Annotated in this window: 17 protein-coding genes and 1 pseudogene; 11 read left to right on the top strand and 7 right to left on the bottom strand. The window is 51.3% G+C overall.

Going from position 1 to position 21,374, the window contains the following annotated elements; genetic code table 11:
* Positions 1-50: 50 nt before the first annotated feature.
* The 7 genes and pseudogenes from MARHY_RS18735 to MARHY_RS08940 form a co-directional block, all read left to right on the top strand.
* Positions 51-179, top strand: a pseudogene (locus tag MARHY_RS18735) (IS3 family transposase); the annotation flags it as partial.
* A 731-nt stretch (positions 180-910) separates the two neighbouring features.
* Positions 911-3,793 carry a UvrD-helicase domain-containing protein gene (locus MARHY_RS08965; RefSeq protein WP_014421510.1) on the top strand — a complete coding sequence of 961 codons (2,883 nt, stop codon included), beginning with the start codon at positions 911-913 and terminating at the stop codon, positions 3,791-3,793.
* A 498-nt stretch (positions 3,794-4,291) separates the two neighbouring features.
* Positions 4,292-4,786 carry a hypothetical protein gene (locus MARHY_RS08960; protein WP_226374437.1) on the top strand — a complete coding sequence of 165 codons (495 nt, stop codon included), beginning with the start codon at positions 4,292-4,294 and terminating at the stop codon, positions 4,784-4,786.
* Positions 4,787-4,821: 35 nt separating this feature from the next.
* The gene (locus tag MARHY_RS18810) at positions 4,822-5,049 is read left to right on the top strand and encodes a type II toxin-antitoxin system TacA family antitoxin (RefSeq protein WP_162132552.1); all 228 of its coding nucleotides are present in this window, start codon (positions 4,822-4,824) and stop codon (positions 5,047-5,049) included.
* A 179-nt stretch (positions 5,050-5,228) separates the two neighbouring features.
* Positions 5,229-5,963, top strand: a complete 735-nt coding sequence (locus MARHY_RS08950) for an HNH endonuclease family protein (RefSeq protein ID WP_041654709.1) — start codon at positions 5,229-5,231, stop codon at positions 5,961-5,963.
* Between the two features lie 24 nt (positions 5,964-5,987).
* Entirely contained in the window at positions 5,988-6,659 is a 672-nt protein-coding gene (locus MARHY_RS08945; protein WP_041654708.1) for an SOS response-associated peptidase, read from the top strand.
* A gap of 213 nt (positions 6,660-6,872) precedes the next feature.
* Positions 6,873-7,121, top strand: a complete 249-nt coding sequence (locus MARHY_RS08940; protein ID WP_014421502.1) for an AbrB/MazE/SpoVT family DNA-binding domain-containing protein — start codon at positions 6,873-6,875, stop codon at positions 7,119-7,121.
* 237 nt (positions 7,122-7,358) lie between these two features.
* Here MARHY_RS08940 and MARHY_RS08930 read toward each other — a convergent pair whose 3' ends face one another.
* The 7 genes from MARHY_RS08930 to MARHY_RS08900 form a co-directional block, all read right to left on the bottom strand.
* Entirely contained in the window at positions 7,359-7,568 is a 210-nt protein-coding gene (locus MARHY_RS08930; RefSeq protein ID WP_158011881.1) for a hypothetical protein, read from the bottom strand.
* Positions 7,569-7,590: 22 nt separating this feature from the next.
* Positions 7,591-8,349 (bottom strand): ATP-binding protein, encoded by a 759-nt coding sequence (locus MARHY_RS08925; RefSeq protein ID WP_014421499.1) that lies wholly within the window; start codon positions 8,347-8,349, stop codon positions 7,591-7,593.
* Between the two features lie 130 nt (positions 8,350-8,479).
* A complete protein-coding gene (locus tag MARHY_RS18925) occupies positions 8,480-8,848 on the bottom strand; it encodes a metallophosphoesterase family protein (RefSeq protein ID WP_226374436.1) in 369 nt (122 codons plus the stop codon).
* A gap of 487 nt (positions 8,849-9,335) precedes the next feature.
* Positions 9,336-10,178, bottom strand: coding sequence for a hypothetical protein (locus MARHY_RS08915; protein WP_158011880.1), 843 nt, complete (start codon positions 10,176-10,178; stop codon positions 9,336-9,338).
* A gap of 744 nt (positions 10,179-10,922) precedes the next feature.
* Positions 10,923-11,873, bottom strand: coding sequence for an ATP-binding protein (locus MARHY_RS08910; protein WP_041654702.1), 951 nt, complete (start codon positions 11,871-11,873; stop codon positions 10,923-10,925).
* 8 nt (positions 11,874-11,881) lie between these two features.
* Positions 11,882-13,756, bottom strand: coding sequence for a Mu transposase C-terminal domain-containing protein (locus tag MARHY_RS08905; RefSeq protein WP_014421495.1), 1,875 nt, complete (start codon positions 13,754-13,756; stop codon positions 11,882-11,884).
* The gene (locus MARHY_RS08900; RefSeq protein ID WP_014421494.1) at positions 13,747-14,451 is read right to left on the bottom strand and encodes a hypothetical protein; all 705 of its coding nucleotides are present in this window, start codon (positions 14,449-14,451) and stop codon (positions 13,747-13,749) included. The genes MARHY_RS08905 and MARHY_RS08900 overlap by 10 nt, the downstream gene beginning before the upstream one ends.
* 212 nt (positions 14,452-14,663) lie before the next feature.
* Between MARHY_RS08900 and MARHY_RS08895 the strand changes: the two genes are divergently transcribed.
* From MARHY_RS08895 to MARHY_RS08885, 4 genes are all read left to right on the top strand, one after another.
* On the top strand, positions 14,664-15,404 hold the full coding sequence (locus tag MARHY_RS08895) for a tyrosine-type recombinase/integrase (RefSeq protein ID WP_014421493.1): 741 nt from the start codon (positions 14,664-14,666) through the stop codon (positions 15,402-15,404).
* Positions 15,405-15,604: 200 nt separating this feature from the next.
* The gene (locus tag MARHY_RS08890; RefSeq protein ID WP_014421492.1) at positions 15,605-19,309 is read left to right on the top strand and encodes a hypothetical protein; all 3,705 of its coding nucleotides are present in this window, start codon (positions 15,605-15,607) and stop codon (positions 19,307-19,309) included.
* Positions 19,310-19,992: 683 nt separating this feature from the next.
* Positions 19,993-20,217 carry a DUF2188 domain-containing protein gene (locus MARHY_RS18520; protein WP_014421489.1) on the top strand — a complete coding sequence of 75 codons (225 nt, stop codon included), beginning with the start codon at positions 19,993-19,995 and terminating at the stop codon, positions 20,215-20,217.
* A 66-nt stretch (positions 20,218-20,283) separates the two neighbouring features.
* Positions 20,284-21,237, top strand: a complete 954-nt coding sequence (locus tag MARHY_RS08885; RefSeq protein WP_014421488.1) for a zinc dependent phospholipase C family protein — start codon at positions 20,284-20,286, stop codon at positions 21,235-21,237.
* Positions 21,238-21,374 lie beyond the last annotated feature (137 nt).

The following is a 21,374-nucleotide window of genomic DNA, read 5'->3' as shown; positions in this document are numbered from 1 at the left end:
TCCAGTCGTTTAAGCAGAAGCTCTCTTTGCCGCGTCGCCAGTTTTTCGGGATCTACAAAACCCGTGACCTGGCCACGGCGGATGTGTTCGACTACATCGAAGTGTTTAATAACCGTGTCCGACGTCATACCCACCTGGGTGGCGTCAGCCCAGAGGCCTTTGAAATGGCCTCCGTTTGAGGCTGGGGTGTGTCATGCGTATCGGGGTAAGTCCACGGACAGCTTCTTATCCTAAACGGCAACCCTTCGTCGCGAAAAGGTCCTCTTTCCAAAGAATGATCAAGACGGTGGCGGTGCTGGTGGCATGTGCGCGGTTTACGGAATTCGTTAGGAGGCAAATGGTGTCAGATCTCTCCCTGACCAGTCACACCACTTTGCAGGTGTCGCGCTTGCCAGGCATCCTTGCCGGCTGTGGGCCTCGATCTTCCTGATCAAACGGCCCGATTTAATGGTCTGTGTTTGTGCGTTCGCTGATAAGCGTATTTGGCTGAAAAGGGGGTGAGACTTTTCCTACAAGAGTGCAAAGTTGGATGAGTTTTGTCCCTTCGAAACGGTAAACACGAAATAGTGTAAACATCCCCGTTATGGTTGCAGTAATGATTGAAGTTTTCCGTTTGTCGGTGTTTTGTCAGATTTTCCAGTGAATCGCAGAGTGTCAGTCGTTGGGCGAACAATCAAGGATTCCGCTAGTTGTCGACTATTGGTCCGGTTCTAAGTGGCAGCACTGAGGAGCCTACGCCTTATATCTTGAAAAAGCCGACCAACAAAGGACCAATCTGGTAAAATAGATCGGATCTGCTTGATTTATAATGCGAAATCAATGATGGTCTGACTCAACTGTTGGCTGGCAAATAAACCGACCAGACTCTGGAAGCTTTCCAGCCAAAAGGAACGTCATTAAGGGATTTTCAATGAGCGTGTTTCGTCAGCCATGGTTTCTTCGGCTTTTTGCTGTTCCACCAGTAGAGTGCACCATTTCCGATAAAGGTCTCTTTCTAGACCAAAAGAGCGGGTCGAGCCGGCTGATTAAGTGGGAGCAGTTTTCGTCAGGTCCAGTTAGGCGAGGCGGTCTGCTTTTCTCACGCATCGAATTCACTGTAGAGGGAAGGAACGAGAGCATTACCTGGCTTGGCAAGTCTACGAGCCGGGATTTGCGCGAACATCTATACCGCCGCTTGATAGATGTTCACCGAGCGCGAGCAAAGGCCTCGCTCTCCCAAGTTGCCTCATTGGTAAATAAATCAGGTTATCTTCGAACCAGCCAAGCGCAAGTAATTGCGCAGTTTGCTAGTTCGCAAAAACAGCGATTAATCCTTCCTCCGAGCGATGTTGAGCTGACCAAAGACAAAATTCAGCCTTTTGAAGAGCTTCAACAATGGGCAGAGTCAGATCCCGCTCTCATCGAGCAAATCAGAAATAATTTTCTAGCCGCAGAGTTGGATCGATTTAAAGACTTGTTCGACACCGTTGAGTCGAATCCACTAACAGGCAAGCAGCGAGAGGCCTGTGTAATCGATGAGGATAATAACCTGGTGCTTGCGGGGGCTGGGACTGGGAAAACGAGCACAATGATCGGGCGGGCAGCCTACCTCCTGAAAAGTCGTCGTGCGGTAGACGCCGATATTTTGATGCTGGCATTTGGGCGCAAAGCCGCTGACGAAATGCAGGAGCGAATCGCTGAAAAAATACCGGGAGCGAGTGTAAAAGCGGCAACGTTTCACTCGCTAGGCTTAACGATCATTGGCCAAGTCGAAGGCGCGAAACCCAAGATGCACCCGTTGGCAGAGGACGAAGCCGCACTCGCCAAAGCCGTAGATAATTGGCTCAAAGAGCTGTTGGAAGACTCCGAGTACCAGGAGAAAGCAATCCAGTACTTCTCAACTTACTTGTATCCAGCAAAAAACGGTTTTGATTTTTCGTCTGAGGGGGAGTACTTCGAATACATCCGGGCTAATAACATTGTCACTCTGAAAAGTGAGAACGTGAAAAGCCTTGAAGAGGCTTTCATTGCCAATTGGCTGTTTCGAATGGGTGTCGAGTACCAGTATGAGGCTCCATACCAAGCCGCTGACACTCGAACAGTAGATTTTCGTGCTTATCTACCTGATTTTTATTTACCTAAATACGACGTCTACATCGAACATTTTGGTATCGATCGCGAGGGCGGTACGGCCCCTTACATTGATGCAGCTAAGTATCAGGAAGGTATCCAGTGGAAGCGAGATCTTCATAGAACACATCAGACGACACTTGTGGAAACGTTCTCCTATGAACAGAGGGAAGGGTGCCTCATCAGTGAGCTGGAGAAAAAGCTGACTGCGCGCGGAGTAAAGTTCGATCCTTTACCGGCTGAGGCGATTCTCGAAACTCTTAAAGAGAAAGGAGTAATTTCAGAATTCTCGCAGCTCCTTAGTCAGTTACTAGGCGCATTTAAAGGCAGTCACGAGACGTGGGAACAGGTCAAGGAAAGAGCCAGTCGTGTCGAGAATCCCGGTCAGTTCCATGCCGCGATGGATCTACTAAAGCCAATTGTCGACCGATATGAAGCATTGCTCGAAGAGGACCAGAGCATCGATTTCAACGACATGATCGGCAGAGCTATTGACTATGTCGAGTCCGGACGCTTTAAGCCATCGTGGCGCTATATAATGGTTGACGAGTTTCAGGATATTTCGCGGCCTCGAGCAAGACTGGTAAAGGCATTACGGGATCGCACAAAAAATTGCTCGGTGTTCTGTGTCGGCGATGATTGGCAGGCCATCTACCGTTTTACGGGTAGCGACGTAACTCTCACTACGGGGTTTCAGAAGGAGTTTGGACCAACCAAGACGACCTCGCTGGACAAGACCTTCCGTTTCAACAACCAGATTTGTGATGTCGCCTCACAGTTTGTGATGAAGAACCCTGCTCAAGTAAAAAAGCGTCTCACAACTCACACCGTTGTTTCCCAACCCGCCGTTTCGATTATGCGGAGAAAGCCGCAAGATCGGCAGCAATATGCTGAGTTAGATGAGGTCTTTCAAGCGATCTCAGACAGGATCAGTGAAAAGGCAACGGTTTACATCCTCGGACGGTTTTGGTTCCGGCTACCTGATCAGGTCGTATTGCTAGATTTTCAGAGGAAGTATCCAAAGCTGAAGATGGAAAGGCTGACGTTTCATGCGTCAAAAGGCAAGGAAGCTGACTATGTTGTCGTGATGGGCCTGGAAGTAGGACGGCACGGTTTCCCGTCGACAAAAGAAACACACCCGTTGTTGGACGCTCTGTTGGCACCCGAGGAGCCTTTTAAGTTCGCAGAGGAGCGTCGGCTTTTTTACGTTGCGTTGACCCGCGCTCGACATCGAGTCTATCTGATCACCGATATGAGTGTTGCATCAGATTTTCCCAAGGAACTCATCAACCACAACTACCAGGTGGAGTTGGATGAGTTCAGAACAGATCTGAACCAACTGCATGCTGATGAACTCTCTTGTCCGGTCTGCGGATCGGGGACAATGGTCCCCAGGCAGGGTAGCTCCTCTAGTTTCTTTGGCTGCTCTAACTATCCGCTGTGCACAAACACGGATCCTGGTTGTCCCTCATGCGGTGGGCCGATGAAGCAAATAGGCGGTTTTAAAATCTGTGTTAACCAGATTTGTGGCACGTGGGTGCCAGTGTGCTCAGAATGCGGTGCTCCAATGAGGAAACGAAAAGGGCCTTATGGGGAGTTTTGGGGGTGTAGCAATTATCGAATAATGCCACCCAGCTGCTCAAATAGATTCAACCGGATTACTCCGCCGCGCGGATTACATTGATCTCAATGTTAGGATGGAATCGAGCAGATGAATGAGTAAGTCAAACTACGAAATCCTTTCATTACTGCGGATTATAGGTCGACTAGGTTACCGGGTAAAATTTACAATGAGGCACGCTCGGCAGGGATGAATTTTTTTGCGTTTCGGCCTTCCCGTTCCTATTAATAACGGGTCTTCAGGAAATGTCATCATCCGAAAGCAATGAACTCGTCCGTGTGGATATCGAATTTCTCAGCGCCTTTATTGATCCCTCAAAGGTTAATGGCAATCCTTGGGATTCCCGGGCAAAGACCAATAGCACAGAGATGGGCGGATTTCGGTTATGATCGCGCCTGAATCAGGTGTAGCCCTGTTTCCGTACCAAAGAATGCTCCTCAAGGCGTTTCTGCACCGGATGTGATCGATTACGTTGTTCAAAAAGGGCCAACAGTAGGAAATCTTATCAATATTGCGGACATTTCAATGATGTTAGCTTCGAATTAGTGGTTCGACACCGTTGTGAGCGCAAGTGAAAATATCGTGGAGGCGTTGTCTGACGTCGGGAGATCAGGAACAGTGGGACCGGTCTATATTACAGCGCTTGCTGCCCTATGTATTCCCCACCCGGGCAGACCAAAACCGTTTTGGCACAGTCTTCCGCTATCCGACAGCAAATGGACTCTATCTGGTAGGGATTATCCGGACACGTCCTGTTTCTTCGGGCAACGCGAGCTTGTGAATGTGACAGAATACTTTGCGCTGGCCGGTATCAAAACCGACCTAGTCCACTGTGCCAGTTATGAACGTGCCATCTTTGATCTGCTCTACCGCCATATTGAAAAAGACAACGCGATGGTTCCCAATGTTCAAGCCTCTGATGTTAACGACGCTGTGAGTTTCGAGCGTATTCTTACTTGGGTTTTGGAGTTGGAGCGGTCTGGCCAATTGAAACGTGCGGAAGCCATGCGGGGCTGGCTGACCTCTGCTGAGCCGTGGGTTACGGCAGAGCGATGACCTCACAGCAGCAAAGCGTTCGCGGAGAAAAGAACATGAAACAGCGAAAAAATGGTTTACTGAACAGTCAGGCAAACAAAGAGGAATACTCTTCAGTAACCCAGACCTGCGAGACTCAATTACCATATCGAGAGTGCGGGGGCACAAATCTAGCCTCAGAAGATCTTGCGGTTTTCTTCGAATCTCTTGAGAAACCCCCGATTCCAACTAAACGCTTGAAGAAAGCGTTCGCTCTGCATAGAGTTCGTGTGATCAATGGTTAAATAAACTTGCCTGTCCAGCTAAGGGTGTAAGCAGCGACGTGCTGCAGTTTGAGCATCATGAAAAAGTGCCCGTAGACAACGAAATCACGTAACTCAGAGATGGTCATAGGCAGCACTCGTTGTTCCAAGGTAACAAACTGCTACTGCAGACATTTCCTGCTCTAAAACCAGATTAATTCATGAAGATCACTGTCCTTTTTTCTCCCTTAATGACCCTCGGTGTTCTCTGCTTCGCCAGCAGTGCCGTGGCTGCCAATATCGTCAAACAATCAACCAGCGGCCTATGCCATCCGCCGCAGAGCAGTTGGTACAACAGGACTTTAAACTACATGCCCTTCGAGACCCTTCAGGCGTGCTTGGACGCCGGAGGGCAGCTACCCGCAGGGGTTCGACTGGGTGGGGGCAGGAAGCTCGTTGACGCGCCCTCAGTGAAGCAGAGTCAGTATCGGCGATCAGCCTTTGGTTACGGGTGGGATGATTCTGATCGCGACTGTCAGGACAGCCGGGCCGAAGCACTGATTTCGGCTTCGACGACACCGGTTCGCTTTGCAGATGATAAACGGTGTCGGGTGGTCACCGGCCGGTGGATTAGTCCGTTTACTGGGGAGGTGATACAGAACGCCGCCAATATCGAGATCGATCATGTGGTTCCACTTGCTTTTGCGTGGGAGCGAGGAGCCTGGGAATGGTCAGATGAACAACGTGAACAATTTGCCAACGATCCGGTTAACCTATTGCCTGTCGAGGACAGCCTGAACAGCAGCAAACAACATCGAGGTCCAGATGAATGGTTACCGCCGTCGGGCCAGTGCGGCTATGTGGCAAGATTTGTGCGGGTCGTAAAAAAATATGAGCTGTCCCCTACATATGGTGAACAGGCGTGGACGACGAGGTTTCTTGAAGGCTGCCGGTAGGGTTCAGACGGGCAAAGACTCAATATGTGCGGACGCTTTGTATTTCATTCACCCCTCAATCTCGTTGCCAAGCGATATTGGAACTACCCAATGGCTACCGGGAATATGGTGGCCCGTTACAACATTGCCCCGGGTACCCAGATTGCGAGCATTCGACAGTCTCCATCTGGGGAGCCTCGCTTTGACTATGCCTGGTGGGGATTTCGACCTTCCTGGGCCGATGAGAGGGCGCCAGCGCCCATCAATGCCCGCATCGAATCAATCAAAACGTCTCGCTACTTCCAAGAATCGTTCAACCACCAACGATGCGTGATCCCGGCCAACGGCTGGTATGAATGGATGCGACTGGAGAATGGCCAAAAACAACCCTATTACATCACGTGCCCAGATCTTGAAAGGGATGAAGCGCTGTTCTTTGCTGGCCTCTACACGCCAACAGGGGAGGGTACGTCCCTTAGAGTAGCAATCATCACGGAGCCAGCAACTAAGAAGATTCACCACATACACGACCGGCAGCCAACGCTTGTCCATCCAAGCTCCCTGGATCAGTGGCTCGACCCCACCAAAACCGCTGATGAACTGAAGGGAAATATCAAGAGGACCTCGGGGGAGAGTATGGCTTACTGGCCGGTCTCAACAGACGTAAACGGGTCCATTCCTGATAACAATGGGGCTTCTCTGATCGACCCACTCTAAGCACAGAAGTTCAGGCAACAAAATTGGTGTAAATGTGGTCTGCGGCTCCTGCAGTCAGCATTTTTTAGAGCACTTGCATTATCGAATGCTGGTTTATATTGACGTTTTTTAGCGGTATAAAGTCAATAACGACGAACGGCTGCTATTTAAAACACCAATTGTGTTGCCAAAACACCAGTCGTGTTGCCTTTGAATAACGGGAGGCCGACCACTGTGAAGATCAAGCGCATCACCGAGCAAGAGCTTCTCGATAATCTCAATCGCTATTCCAGTCATGCGGACGAACTCGCCGAACTATTGCCGACGGAGCTACCTCCTTTGGAGCGCTTTAAAGACTGCGTCAAGCGCTATGATCGGCCAACAGATCCTGTGTGGGATGAGTTCTTTGAGTCCGACGATGGTGTTACGGACGACTTTATGGAAGATCGTGACCAGCCCAAACTGGATAACAGCGGTAAGTAGCGTTCTCGCTCGAAACAGACTTTCGGGTGCTACGGTGTTTGCCCTGGCGTTGAAGCTTGATGAGGCGTCCGATCGCTCATAACGACTTGCTCTAGACCAACCGGCGCCATCCGGTCCCAGTCCTGAAGCGCGTCGGGCATGGGGGCTTTGGGATCACATTGGGCCAGTAGATCACGTAGGCTATAGAATTTTTTCTCTTTTAAGGCTTTCATCTTCGACCTCCTCTGCGCCCACGGATTACCACCGCTTCAAGGCTGCGCGCTCTGGTTTGGTGGACCGATCCAGAGTCTGGTCCTCACCATCCCACTTCTGCGCATTACGATACTGGCCAACCTGTTGCTCCGCTAGTTTCAAAATATTATCAAAACCAGTTTCATAGCCCTCAACCAGCACTGGCGTTCCTGGAGGAAGAGCTTGCAGCTGTGCGATCAGTTCTTCTACCGTCACGTTGGAATACCTACTATCGCCTTCATGTCGAAACTTCCTGAATAATGTCATTAGAACCACTGACGATCATGTTATCAAGCAGGGACCGAAACTCTCCTGGAACATAGTTCACCGCATCAAAAGCAATCAGTCCATCCTGCAGGGAAAAATCATGAGTGGTAGCTTCTTTGTAACACTGGCGCATGTGATCAACGAAACCGGAGCCCAGTTGCGGAAGATCGATTTGAGATGAGCTCTTGAATAGCGGGGCTTTTCGATCGTTGAACAGCTTTCGAAGCCCATCTCGGCTAGATCCGGTATACATAACTTTGATGCGTTCGCGGTTTTGCTCAAGGAACGTCCGCAGGAAAAACACCAAGACCTCGAATTCTGGTTTATCTGCCAGATGCTGGGCCTCATCGAGACATAAAAAGATACGGTCATGTCTGGCGACCAGAGTATTGAGTGTCTCGCTCAAAGCACCCAGTGTATCCCGATCACGGAGAGGTACCCGTGCACAAAATTTCTGTGTTGCTCGCCTCCACCAGCTGGATTCGTTGAGAGCCACGTGAACCGCGTCGAGAAGCGATAGGACCGGATCAACGGCGTTCTCCGATAGGTTTACGTAAACGGGAATATAGCCACACTGCGTTGCTTTGGGGATGAAATCTAGAAGGACAAACTCTGTTTTCCCCATGTGGAGGGGCGCGAATAGAGTCAGAGCTTCAGACAGGCCAACCTGGTAAACGCTGAGGATTTTAGCTGCCAACTCTCTCCGCGGATAATGCCAGTCGATACCCACAGTTAATTGCTCCAATTTAGCCTGAAGGGAGACGAAGAGGTTAGTATCCGAGTTCGGGCTAATATTGAGAGCCTAACCGGAAATACATGTTTCGCAAGCTGCCATCCCGCAACAACCCCGTGTTACCTTCTTAAATGTCGACGACAATCGGTGCGTTGCTCGGCACATAACGAGCGGTGCAGATGCTGGCATTGATCAACTTCGTTTGCCCCTGCTGATATTCACCATAGTCTTCATGGATATGGCCCAAAATGTGCCCTTTCAGTGAGAGCTGATGGATACGGCCCAGCCGATTAACGCAGCCAACCTTCTGGCATTTGAATCCTAAGTTCGCCTCGTCGCCAATGCCCTTCGGTGGTCTATGGGTGATCATCGCATCGGTATCGTCCGGAATGAGCTGCCATTTCTGAGACAGCGGATCACCACGTTTAAGCATAAACACCCAATCCATGAATGCGGGCGACCAGGGCGAGCCCCAAATCCGAACGCGCTCAATCACAACGCCGCTGTCTTCCAGGTAATGGCATTCGTCAGTGCTTGCCCGGCCTTTTCCGGCGTTTCCTGGAAGGCCCGGCCATGGTTTCCAGCAATCACAATTTTAGGCCAATGCCGCAGCGGCCAAAGCCACGCATTGAAGTCTTAGACATTTTCCAGTGTGCCCTGACCGAGACTGTCGCCGGCATGGATTAGGACGTCACCTTCTGGAACTTCTCGCATTCTCCGGTGCAGACTGTTGGTACTTGAGAAACAGGCCAGTTTCACCGAGTGTTCCTGTCGAGTGCGGGTTTGTCCAAAATCTTAACGTGCAAGCTGGATGCTCTCCAATCCCAAACTTCACGGTATGAGCATTTATCAAAGTCATTGGAGGTAATGCCGAAACCGTAAAATGGCTGAGAGAGGTTGCCCAATTGGATGATATTATCAGTCAAGCACATCTAGGAACCATTGGGCTTGAGAAAGGCCTGTGTGGATGTTGGCATGCCGCCTTAACCCCTGCCGTACAAACGCTCTTTCTCTTGGGTACTTTGTAGGACCGCAAAGTCGTGTGGAAACCATACGTTATCGAGATATCCGTTGGCGGCATGCGCGATCCAGGGCTCAAAAATACGGGAGGAGGGAAGACGCACCGAATGAAAGAGTTCCCTGGCTTGGCCTTGATGCACCTTGTGATAATCGGGTTCAACTGACCCTCTAAAGACCCAATCAGACCGGCCAACCCCGTGGCAGTGTCGGATCCGGTCACGAGCATCATTGGTCAATTTAATGTCGAGTAGGGGAGACTCGGGCCAGTAACGCGCAACCAGTCGTCCTTCCTCCAGTCGAGTTTCGAGAATGTGTGATGGATAGAGGGGAGGCTGAAAGATGTGACCAAGACCATGATAACCTGTAGCCTTGTATTTCACGGTTCTATCGGCGGTTTTCACGAAAATCCAGTTTGCCAGACTGACAAACTCTGCGAATGCGTTTTCGGACGCGCGCAAAAAAAGCCAACGCTCAAAGCTTATGGAAGGTCGCCATGTCCTGGATTGGTGATCCTCAATGAAAACCCCAGTCGCAATATTCGGCATCTGGTGGTAGTTAGCCAACCGGAGTAATTCATGAGCGCCCTCATTGTCCACGCCCTCCCTATACCGTTTGGTGAATTTAAGGCTAGTGAGCAAACACCAGAGACTGAAAGCCATGCAAAGATCGCACGGCGCCTTGCCCTCGCGAACGTCTTCAGGCCGAATATGCCTACAGTCCGACCAGACAAGCCGGTGCTCAAACCCCAAACATGCTTTTTGCCAGCGCAGAATTCGCCGAAGAGCTACCGTGATCAGTCGGAGCATATGAGCCTCATGAACGTCCAACGGATGGTCACTCTCAGGAGTATGGCCCATTCGTCTGGGAGACTGATGCCAGTCTAGTTTCGGCCAGTGTCGAAGTTCGGAAATTCGGGACCTCAGGGCTCGATTGTGAGTAACGACGTTCATACGATTCAATCGGTCTTGATAGATTCCGGCTGCTCGCTGACACTCAAAGGCTAGGTAGTAGGGGTTATCGATGTTTGGTTCAAAGAAATTCGGGTGTTCTTGAGCAAAATGTCTGCCGACCCGGCCTTGTACGTCCATTAAGCCCACATAGGCGTAGTTGGCCTTGTTCGCCTCACAGCGTTCTATCCATCGAGCGAGCCAACTCAGTTTGCGCATTTCCCGACGTTTTAACCATGTTTTTCCCCAAGCTTCCTTTGGCAGTGCACCACACGTGTTACAAGAGGGTTTTCGGGCTTGGAATACTCGAGTCCAGCGGCGACCACAGGCAGGGCACTTTAAACGAAATTCGCAATGATGAATTGGACAAAGCCTTAGACATGGCAGATCGTAAAGCCAAGAGTGGAACAAATAGTCTGCGCACTTCGGGCATTGGTAGATATGAGACGGTAGCTGCGGGAGAACCCGTTTGAGGCGAGAGAGGCTCAGGCCGGGATTGGCTACGAACAAACGTCGTGCTCGGGCGTAGGAGCTCTCCAGAGGGGTTGCCCACAATAAACCCTTATTCAACCGGTAGGTCATCATCGTCTCCGCTAACGGGCGTTATCCCGAACTCCCAACCAGAGATACCAAACTGGGTGCAATCCCTGCACCTTCCAAGCTCTTGATGACACACGCCTCCAACAGAGCCCGGTCGTCTTTCTCCGTGCACGCTGGCAGGTAATCCATAAGGAGTAGATTAGTCGCCCGCGTAAACTGGGCCATTCCCCACGAGGTCAGCCCCAAAGGAATAGCGTAACGCTCGCGATAATGACGCCAGTAAAGCGGCGCGATGTCGGCAAGTCGCCAGCCTTGGCCAAACAACGTGGGGCAAAAATATTCAGTGGCGCAGGTTGATGGTGAGTCGGAAACGACCAGGTGGTCGTATCCTTCAAGGCACTCTTTCAGTTCCTGTTCAGACCGAATGCCATAGAAGTAGTCGAAATTGTTGAAGAACCGTTCCCTTAAGTAGCGATTTTCAGGGCGAAGCAACGCTTTACCCAGAGAATGGAACTGATCCTGATTGGCGATAAAGAACACGGAACAGTTGATGTGTAAATTCACTAAATCGTTGTAGATCTCGGCGAAGGCATTGAGTTGATCAAGGGTTAAGAGCTGCGCCTCGTCGACAAGCAGCACCACCTGCCGCGTATCGTTGGCCAACGCCGCTTCGGCGAGCCGGAGGACAATGTTCTCTAACAAGATATCGGCCGTTTTTCGTTGCAGCTCAAAATTTAGTGCTCGGGCAACCTTGGCAAACACCGCTCGAATCGTTTCCACGTCTCGCAGCCCATAATGGGTATAAAATACATGGATAGGTTGGCCGCTGCGATTCTGTAGTCGATGCTGCAACGCTTTGACTGCCCTCGTTTTCCCCAGGCGTGCCTCTCCAATGATGAGTCCGCCGGTATGACCACAGCGCACCCAGGCTTCTATCCGCCTTTCAAGCGCCCTCGCCATTGGTGTGGGGATCCAAAAAACGCTGGCATCCTCTAGTATCGATGCGGCTGACATTGTGACCGCTACCTCCGTTTTTTTGCCATATCGGGGTTCCAATCCGGCAGCCGCTCGAGCGCCCGCTGAAGTGCGGAATCGTTCCCTGAGTTCGGCATTGTGTCTTCCGCCGCTTTGGTGGGCTGTGTGTGTTCTTCCGGCATCAGCTTTGCCAGTTTTACCAACGAAAGCGCCTCTTTCGGCAGATGTCGGTGTGCCAACATGTAGTCAAAGAACCCGCCCAACGGGTCTCTTTTCGAGACCACATCTTGCCGAACCAGATGATTGATTCGCTTACGTAGAGACACTGAGTGGGCGAAGCGCATCCAGGTATGGGGCGCCTGGACGACGCCAAGGGGACGGCCATCCAAAGTGAACACCTGAAGCGACCGAATATCCCGAATGTCGAACAAAACCGTTACCTTCTGGTTGAGCAGGTCCGCAGAATTCAGTGCTGAGCCCAAATACTGACAGCCTTCAAAGTTGATCCGAGGGGCCTCCGCCCTGAAGCCCTTCCGCACGGTTACCATCTGACTGCGTTGGTACGGACCGAGTCCCGGGCCAAGGTTGCTGGCGCGGAGCGGCAGCAAGTGGTTGGTCATTTGGTACTGCATCTGCTCCAGAGGCGTGATTCCTCCCTGATTGGCTAAGGGGGTCAGGTTGTATTCGGTCAACAACACACTGATCGCTTCCTCCAGCGCCCGCAGGGACACAAATGGAGGGTTTTTCTGTAGTTTAGAGGGCTCACGTAGCGGGTCGTTCGGATGGCTACCGGTCGTTGAGGGAAACCGGTGAATGTCCAGATTCAGTCGACGGAACGCCTGCTCAATGAGTGCGCGCGCCTTCGGGTTTTTAGGTAGCCCAAAATTAGCGGTCGCACTAAGGTGTTCACAGATCATGCGACGGACCTGGTGCGAGAGATGAGCCAGAGCATTATCCAGTCGAACGATACCGAAGGTAGGCCGGCAAAACGACTCGTCTAAGGCGGATGGAAAACCGGCTTCCGCCGAATATGACAACCCTGGCGCAGTGAGCGCAAGCGGCTCCCACGGTTGTACGAGTTGCTCTAACAGTGCCAACACATCGGCGGAGTTGGGGTGGGCGGACAGTGCTATGGTGGCGGCTAGATCGCAGCCGGTACCGACGTCCCTTGCGAGAAGTAAGGAAATGCGCCCCAGGCGAAGTGGCTTCATTTGATCATGGAGAACCACTGCTACGGCCCCCTTACAATCGACATGAGCCTCGTCGATATGAATTTCTTGAAAAGCACAAACCGGCATGGTCTTGGCACCGAGCACGCGGCGATGCTCCTTTGGCATCTGCATGTCTATCAGAGAGCGTTCCAGAAGACGGCGACAGGATTCGTAACCCAAAGAAGATGACGTAAATGGGTAGGTATCTTTGGGCCAATCTTGATCGTTCAGGTAAGCGATGAAGCTGGCGTGGAATCGTCGAGGGGTCAGATTCTGGCTGTTTTTGTTCCGACGGACATTTGCTCGGATCTGGGTCATCAGGTAGTCCGCCAGCCCCGGAACTGTCGCCAAGAGGTATTGAAAGCTGCAGCGGTCCCCGGCTGGCTTACCCACTGTACCAAGGACGGCCCTCCGGCTGGATGTTTCCAATCGTTGGTGCGGAATAAGACCTGTCGTCAGGGCCGGAGGTGTATCCTCTTCGCCTGCAAGGCATCGGTCCATCAATTGGCTGACCCGGCCTGGGGTTACGTTGAAACTCTCGGCGACGGATTTGACGGGGCGCCCGTCCAGAATGGCGGCGACGATCCGGGCGTTGGTGAGGTAGCCCCGACGCTTCTCTAATGACAACGTTTGGCTATCCAGAAACGGCCACCGCTTGAATTCATTCCATTCCGGCTCGAGACACAAACGTTCTCTCCACTTCAAAACCATGCTGTCACCTCGGTCTCGTAATTGAGTGGGCTCTTGGACAAGTCACAGTGCAGGTCATGACGATGGAGTAATCGGTATAAGGCCAGTTCAGTGGTATAACGTTCTATTCTCGGCGCATCCCCAAGAAGATCGCCGATGGTTATGGTGGTTTCCTGTCTAGCGGTATCAAACATCCGCTGCTCTTGGTCAACGGTATCGAAACCGTGGGCATGGGCATCGGCCAGCACTTGAACGATGGGCAGCCAGTGAAGCGCTAATCGCTCCTGGTTGAGCACCGCTTCGTTCGCCAAAACGGCGAAATGCATACCGTGTTGCTCAAAGAACGCCCGTAACGGGATCTCTTTGTTCTCGTCAAACTCCGCTCGCGGTTTAAGTTCTAGGATTTCGATTTGCCTGTTCCGGACCACGTAGACATCGGGTACGTAGGGTTTCCGGTTGACCAGCATCTGGTATGGCTGCGGAACAAAACTGGTGACCTCAGGATCCGCCTCGAGCAGCAGGGCATGGATGAACTCAGCGTAGCAATGGAAGCTGGCTCGCCCTGGGTATTTGACACAGCGTTGCTCGTAATAGTCCGCCTGTTTGGTCAGTTTCAAGCGGGTTGGTTGTTGCGCCGGGACTAACTGATTCTGGCTGAAACGCACAGAATGGTCGCCCAGAGGCGGAGGTTGACTAATGGAGCGAAACGGAACCATGTGGTGGTCCCCGAGCGATTAACGGACTAATCAGTATGGTCAACACCTCTCGATTGATCAAATATTAACCATCTTGACAGTTTGCCGTAGTTCGTCAACTGGCCTACGTTTCTTGCGGTTTTCCGAGCCCTTGCCATACTTATGGGGCCGGAAGAGGGCGCTCAGTCGGACCTTTAATTCCACCCAGAAATTGACAGAACCCCGGAGGGGAAATGTCAAAATCCATCACCAGCGCGCGGTCATTTCCGCGCCCGTCCCGAAATACGCGTTCGCTCGGGTTTCAGGAGCGGCCTCTGGTGTCGTTCCCGATCACCGAGGTGACCATCGATTGGGACCGGCTCATCGACAAGCGACCGTTACTGCTGGAGACCCTCGACACCATGCCCAAGTACCTGCTCAAGCCCGAGGTGCTGACGCTGCTGGAGGCCGAGACCCACCCCATGCACCGGCTGATCCTGGATCTGATGTGGTGCACCGGCGCGCGGGTCTCCGAGGTGTTGGCGATCACGCCGGCGAGCTTCCACGACGACTGCTACGACTTCGGGGTGGTCCTCAAGACGCTCAAGCAAGGGGCAGGGCGGCCGAGTAAACGCAGCCTGCAACGCTCGCCCAAGCGCTTCATCCCGATTCTGGATCGGGACTTTCAGACTCGAATACAGAGCTATCTGTGGATGGGCAAGTTTCGGAAGGACGAGCGGATCTTTCCGATCACCCGCCAGGCGGTCAGTGCCAACATCGACCGATTGATCGAGCAGGTGGGGGGAGAGGCACCGTTCAAGATTGGGTGTCACACCTTTCGGCACAGCTTTGCGATCCACCTGCTTCTGCACGGGCGGCCGCTGAAGTTTGTGAGCCAGCTCCTCGGTCACCGAAGTGTGGAGTCGACGGAGGTGTACACGAATGTGCTAACGTTCGACGGAGCGCATTTTCTGGAAGGAGTGGACTTCCATTGACTCGGTTATGTTGCTGAGAACGTTGATTGCTGCCGTCGGTGGGTCCATCGCAAAATTTGGTTGGAAATTGCTAACGATCACGAGTGTTGGGCGGTGGTCGCGACTGCAATGACAGCGGAAACGACATCGAGTTCGTTGATTTTCCATAGAAATTGAGGTGTTATGATTGATTTAGAGCCACAGTCAGGTATAGCCAAAACATGAAAGACGCGGCAGAACTTATCCATGCATTTAAAGTCCACGACGGACACGTTGAACACCCGTACCGGATAAGCATGTTTGATGAAAATGTGACCTGTTCTCACTGTCGTCAAGTAAAGGGCTTATCGGGCCCTGTGGTAAAATCTAACGTGGGTAAAGAATTAAGCAATCCGTTTTCCACGGGAAGTGGAGGAGCTCGATTTGAGGCCAATATTCAGGCCACTTTCGTCACTCTTATGCTAAGCCGTGGTTATGCCCCTTGCCTGCCATCTTGGCCAATCGTAGAAATTAAGCTCCAAGGCGCAGTCGCAGGATACGCCACCGATGATTTGATAGTGTTCGTAGAGAATCCAGCCACCAACGAGCGCCGCCGACTACTCGGACAAGTTAAAAATTCCATCCAAATCACTCGGAAGAACAAGATTTTTGCTGAAGTAATTCAAGCCGCTTGGGATGACTTCAATAACGAGGATGTCTTTACCAAAGGAAAAGATGTCATCGCGTTGATTACAGGGCCATTGAGTGCGACCGATAGCGACGGTGTTACTCAACTATTGGAGCAGGCTCGCCATACTCGTGACGCAGACGAATTCTTCACACAGCTTAGCAGAGCAAAATTCTGTTCAGATGTGGTTAGAAGCAAGCTTGATGCCTTCAAAGAACAGCTCACAGCTGCAAATGGTGGTAATGACGTCGATGATAACGATCTTTACGAATTCCTAAGGAATTTCCATCTGCTCGGTTACGATTTAGCTAGGAAAGCAGGAGTTGTATCATCGCTGTTGCAGTCGCACATCTCACAGTTCAACAGGAATATTGCAGATAAAATTTGGTATCAAATTCTTAATGAAGTACAGGACTTCAATCAATATGCCGGGACCATCACTGTTGAAACGCTTTCTGAAGATCTGGTTGCGCATTTCAAGGAACCCGACGTCACGTATATCCCAATAAGCTTTACAGAAGAGCAGGCAAACGTCGATACCGGCGTAGCTGCCTCGCCTGCCGCCACAAACTGGAATCATCATGCTGCCGCCTCGAAACTTGCTCTTGCCATGCTCATTGGCAGTTGGTCTGAGTCCAATCAAGCGGATCTTGAAGTTATTAGTCAGATAGTGGGTGAGGAGTATGGCGATTGGGTCTCTGATCTTAGGGAAACACTACAAATGCACGATTCTCCAATAGGCTACAAAAATGGTATTTGGGGTTTCAAAGACCGAGTGAAATCCTGGGAGGACTTGGGCGGAAGGCTTTTCGATGACCACTTAGATGGATTCCAATCTATAGCATTGCGTGTCCTTGGTATGGACGACCCAGCGTTTGAGTTACCCGGCGAGCAAAGGTATGCAGCAGCGATTTATGAAAAGCTACTACCACACTCTAACAATCTGCGTCAGGGGTTGGCAGATGGGCTCGCACTCATTGGTAGTAGGCAGCAATCTTTAACCAATTGTAGCGCTGGTAAGCCCGATAGTATTGCTGCTATTTCAATTCGTAAGCTCTTTGAAAATAGCGATTGGGTGCGATGGGGAAGTCTTAATAGCTTGCTTCCTACCCTTTCGGAAGCCCACCCAGATGAATTTTTGTCAGCTGTAGAGGAGGCCATATCCGCCAGCCCCTCTCCGTTTGAAAAGCTTTTTGAGCAAGAAGACACCGGAATTTTCGGGCGAAACTATATTTCTGGCCTGCTCTGGGCACTTGAGGGCATCGCTTGGGATGAAGCGTACCTGAGTCGAGCCTCGGTTGTTCTAGCAGATCTGGCCTCCCATGATCCTGGGGGCAATTGGGCAAACAGGCCGGAGAATTCATTATCCGACATTTTTTTACCATGGATGCCGCATACACTGGCCTCCTTGGAAAAACGTCAGGCGGCATTGAGAACCATATCTGCTGAGCAGCCGGCCGTCGCGTGGAAAGTACTCCAGAGTCTGTTGCCCGGACAGCACACCTCAACTTCGGGAACACATAGGCCAGTATGGAGGAAAATAGTTCCAGAGGGCTGGAAAGAAGGTGTTACTCGTGATGAGTATTGGGTGCAGTCTCGATTCTGTGCTGAGCTGCTCGTAGAGCAAGCGGATTTCGATGTGACAAAGCTTGCAGCGCTAGCCGAAAATTACGACCACCTACCTGCGCCAGCTTCCCAACAGTTCACAGACAAGCTGATGTCAGCGCGTTGCCTGAGTTTACCAGAGCAGGATCGGTTACCCATTTGGGGCAAATTACGCAAGCTAGTTGCACACCATCGCCGTTTTCCCGATGCACCCTGGTCACTCGGGAACGAGTCACTGTCATTTTTAGAGGCGATTGCGGATAAGCTGTCTCCAGGCACTCCCAGTCTTTTGCATAGACGATTATTTTCTGATCCAGACGCCTATTTGTATGAAGGAGAGGGAGACTGGGAGGAAGAACAGGAGAGGCTGTTTCAAGTCCGAAAGACTGCGGTAGAGGAGATTTTGGAAAAAGAGGGTTTCGAGCAAGTACTGTTTTTCGCAGGGCAAGTGAAGAGCCCCCACCGGGTTGGGGAAGTGCTTGCAGATTTTGAAAGACAGGAATTTGATAGCAATTTGCTGCCAGGTTTGCTCAACCAAGCGGACCAAAAAACCTGGTCTTTTGTAGCCGCATACGCTTGGCGCAGAAGACATACAGGAGGCTGGCAATGGTTCGATGATCTCGACAAGTCAGGATGGCAATCGAAGGAGATTGCCAATCTTCTCTGTGCACTGCCATTTGAGAAAAGTGCATGGGAAAGGGCTGCTAAACTTCTTGGTCAATATGAGTGGGAGTACTGGAAAAATACTAGCGCCAACACTTATCAAACTGATGATGATACGGAGTACGCCCTGACTAAGTTGCTGGAACACGAGCGGCCTAGTGCAGTTATTGATGGGTTGTCTCGGGATATCTTTCGTAAGCGAAAGATAAATCCTGAACTTGCCTGTGATGCACTATTAGCTCTCGTGAAGACAGAAGAGCAGTCGAGGAGGACTGATAGTTACCATATTCTGAAAATCATCAGGGCTCTTCAGAAAAGTGGTACCACAGATCCTGAAAAGCTTTTTCATGTTGAATGGGTCTACGTTCCTTTATTGGCCCAGCAAGAAGAATGCGCACCCGTAACACTCGAAAAGAAGTTGGCGTCCGAGCCTGGTTTTTTTTGTGAGCTGATACAGCTCATCTATCGTGCAAAGGGATCCGAAAACGAAGGTGAGCCATCCGAGCAGCACCGCAAAATGGCCACTAACGCGTATCGCTTGCTCTCATCATGGAGCGTGGTTCCGGGCACACAAGTCAACGGTGAATTTGATCCTGAAACGTTTGTTGAATGGTTAACCACGATGGAAGAAATAGTGAAAGCATCAGGACATTATGACGTTGCCTCGATTCAGCTTGGACATGTGTTAGTCAACTCCCCGAACGACCCAGATGGTTTGTGGATACACGCAGTTATCGCTGCTGAAATGAATCATAGAGATCGATCAAGTTTACGAGATGGTTATAGAACGGGCATTAGAAATTCCCGCGGTGTTCATGCAATTGATCCAGAGGGCAAGCCGGAGAAAGCTCTAGCAAAAACGTACCGTGAAAGAGCAGACTTGGTTGAAAATGCAGGTTTTCATCGATTGGCCACTACTTTACGAGAAGTGGCAGCTAGTTATGATCAAGATGCCGCGAGGATTATTTCTAACGAGGGGTGGCCCGGCTAGGAAAGGTCTGATTAACTCCCTCTTTCCACCACATCACTTTTCAGCTCTAAAGCAAAGCGATTCAAATGCAGTTTAGGCATGATCATCCCCTCCATATTGTTCCTTTTTTGCCCGCTCCCCTAAGCGTCTGCAGAACCCATCTTGAGCTAGCCTGCTTTTAAAAAGACTTTATTTGGTGGTCCCGCCTTAGCAGTACCTCAAAATTTTCTTGGGAGAACAGGAATTTCTGGGCGTGGTCACAGTCGGCACAACGCAGCCTGCAACATTCGCCAGAACGGTTTATTCCGGTTTTGGATCGAAACTTTCACACCCGGGTCCACAGCTACCTGTGGATGGGGAAGTTTCGAAAGGACGAACGATCTATCCGATCACGCGCCGGGCGGTCAGCATCGACATCGAGAGGCTCACCGTGCAGGTGGTGGGGACGGGGAGCCAACCTTCAATATCGGGTGTCATACCCTTCGGCACAGCATCGCTATACATCTGCTTCTGTATGGCAGGCCGCTGAAATTTGTGAGCCAGCTCGCTTAACGGGGCGCATTTTCTCGAAGGCGCCGACTTCCACTAAGCTTCACTCTCAAACCATAAATATAGCCATATTTTAGATTACAACCACTATATCTTGTATTTTTTTGCGATATGTGTTTAAACTTTTATGTCGTCTGAATAGAGGGGCAAGCCAAATGTCAGGCAAAAACCAGCATGTCGTGCAGCGCGAAAATGGATGGGCCGTCAAGGGCGAAGGCAACACTCGGGATACATCACATCACTCGACCCAAGCCGAAGCGGCCGAGGCGGCAAGGGAGATCGCCCGGAATCAAGAAAGCGAAGTGTTGATCCATGGCCGGGATGGGCGAATACGCGAGAGAGATTCCTATGGGAATGATCCTTTTCCACCGAAAGGTTGATATTGCGTCATACATCGGTTGCATCAGGTTATTGATATCCGGTGTTAGTAGAGTTGGAGAAATACCATGCCCGGAGCCTACGCTCATCTAACGCTCGTTAATCTCGCCAGAGAGCCGCATCGGTTGACTGCAGCAGACATACCTCCGGACGTTGGGCGGGCCCTCATGCGTAACCTCAAATACGTGGAACTGGGTGCAGTAAGTCCCGATTTACCCTACCTCACCCTGGACCTGCTGCAGTGGCCGCCAGGCCTGGATGCGCGAGCCAAGCAGTGGGCCGATAAAATGCACTACGAGCGCACTGGCGAGGTATTGGCTTCTGGCCTTAGATTGCTGCGCGACCGCACTGGACCTGATTGGGAGAAAGGCGTGGCTTGGCTGTTTGGCTATGCGGCCCATGTCGCAGCCGACCTGACTATTCACCCGGTCGTGGAGCTCAAGGTTGGTCCTTACCATGCCAATCAGCAAAATCATCGACGCTGTGAGATGTACCAAGATGCTCATGTTTTCTATCGTCTAAATCTCGGTGACATCGGGGACTCAGAACATCTGGATAGCGGTATCAAAGCGTGCATTGACAATAGTGGCTCACTAGATGGCGACATCGAAGATCTGTGGAAGCAAATATTGGCAGAGGTCTATCCCGAAGGGTACCGATCCAATGAACCGCAACCAGCGGAGTGGCATGCTGGCTTTGCCAGTCTGTTAGATACGGTGGAGGAGGGCACACGTTTGTTTGCCTGGGCAAGGCACGTTGGTGCCCACACGGGGATAAGCTACACCACGGAGGAAGACATCGACTCCACCTTCATCGAGGATCTTGAGGTCCCGGGAGGAGGGCGACTGCACTATGATGCTCTGTTTGATCAGGCCATCGACAATGTCTTGAGGTTTTGGGCACAGCTGGCAGAAGGTTTGATCCAGCCAAGTGCACCCATATTCGCGCAACTGGGGCACTGGAATCTCGATACTGGTAGAGACACCGAGACGGAGGAGTACGTATTTTGGGGGGTGGCCTGATGGTTCCGCAGTTCAGTTTGTCTCTAGTGGCCGTCATATTCTTGCTAGTGGGCTGTGTATCTCATGCGGACGACGAAGAAATGTATGTAACGGCCTCTGCGTTGACCAAGGTCAGCAGCGCTCTGGAGGCCGCAGTC

Source organism: Marinobacter nauticus ATCC 49840 (genome assembly GCF_000284615.1).
GTDB lineage: Bacteria > Pseudomonadota > Gammaproteobacteria > Pseudomonadales > Oleiphilaceae > Marinobacter > Marinobacter nauticus.
The sequence above is the reverse complement of the archived record's forward strand: the minus strand, read 5'-3'. Positions and strand labels throughout refer to the sequence as shown.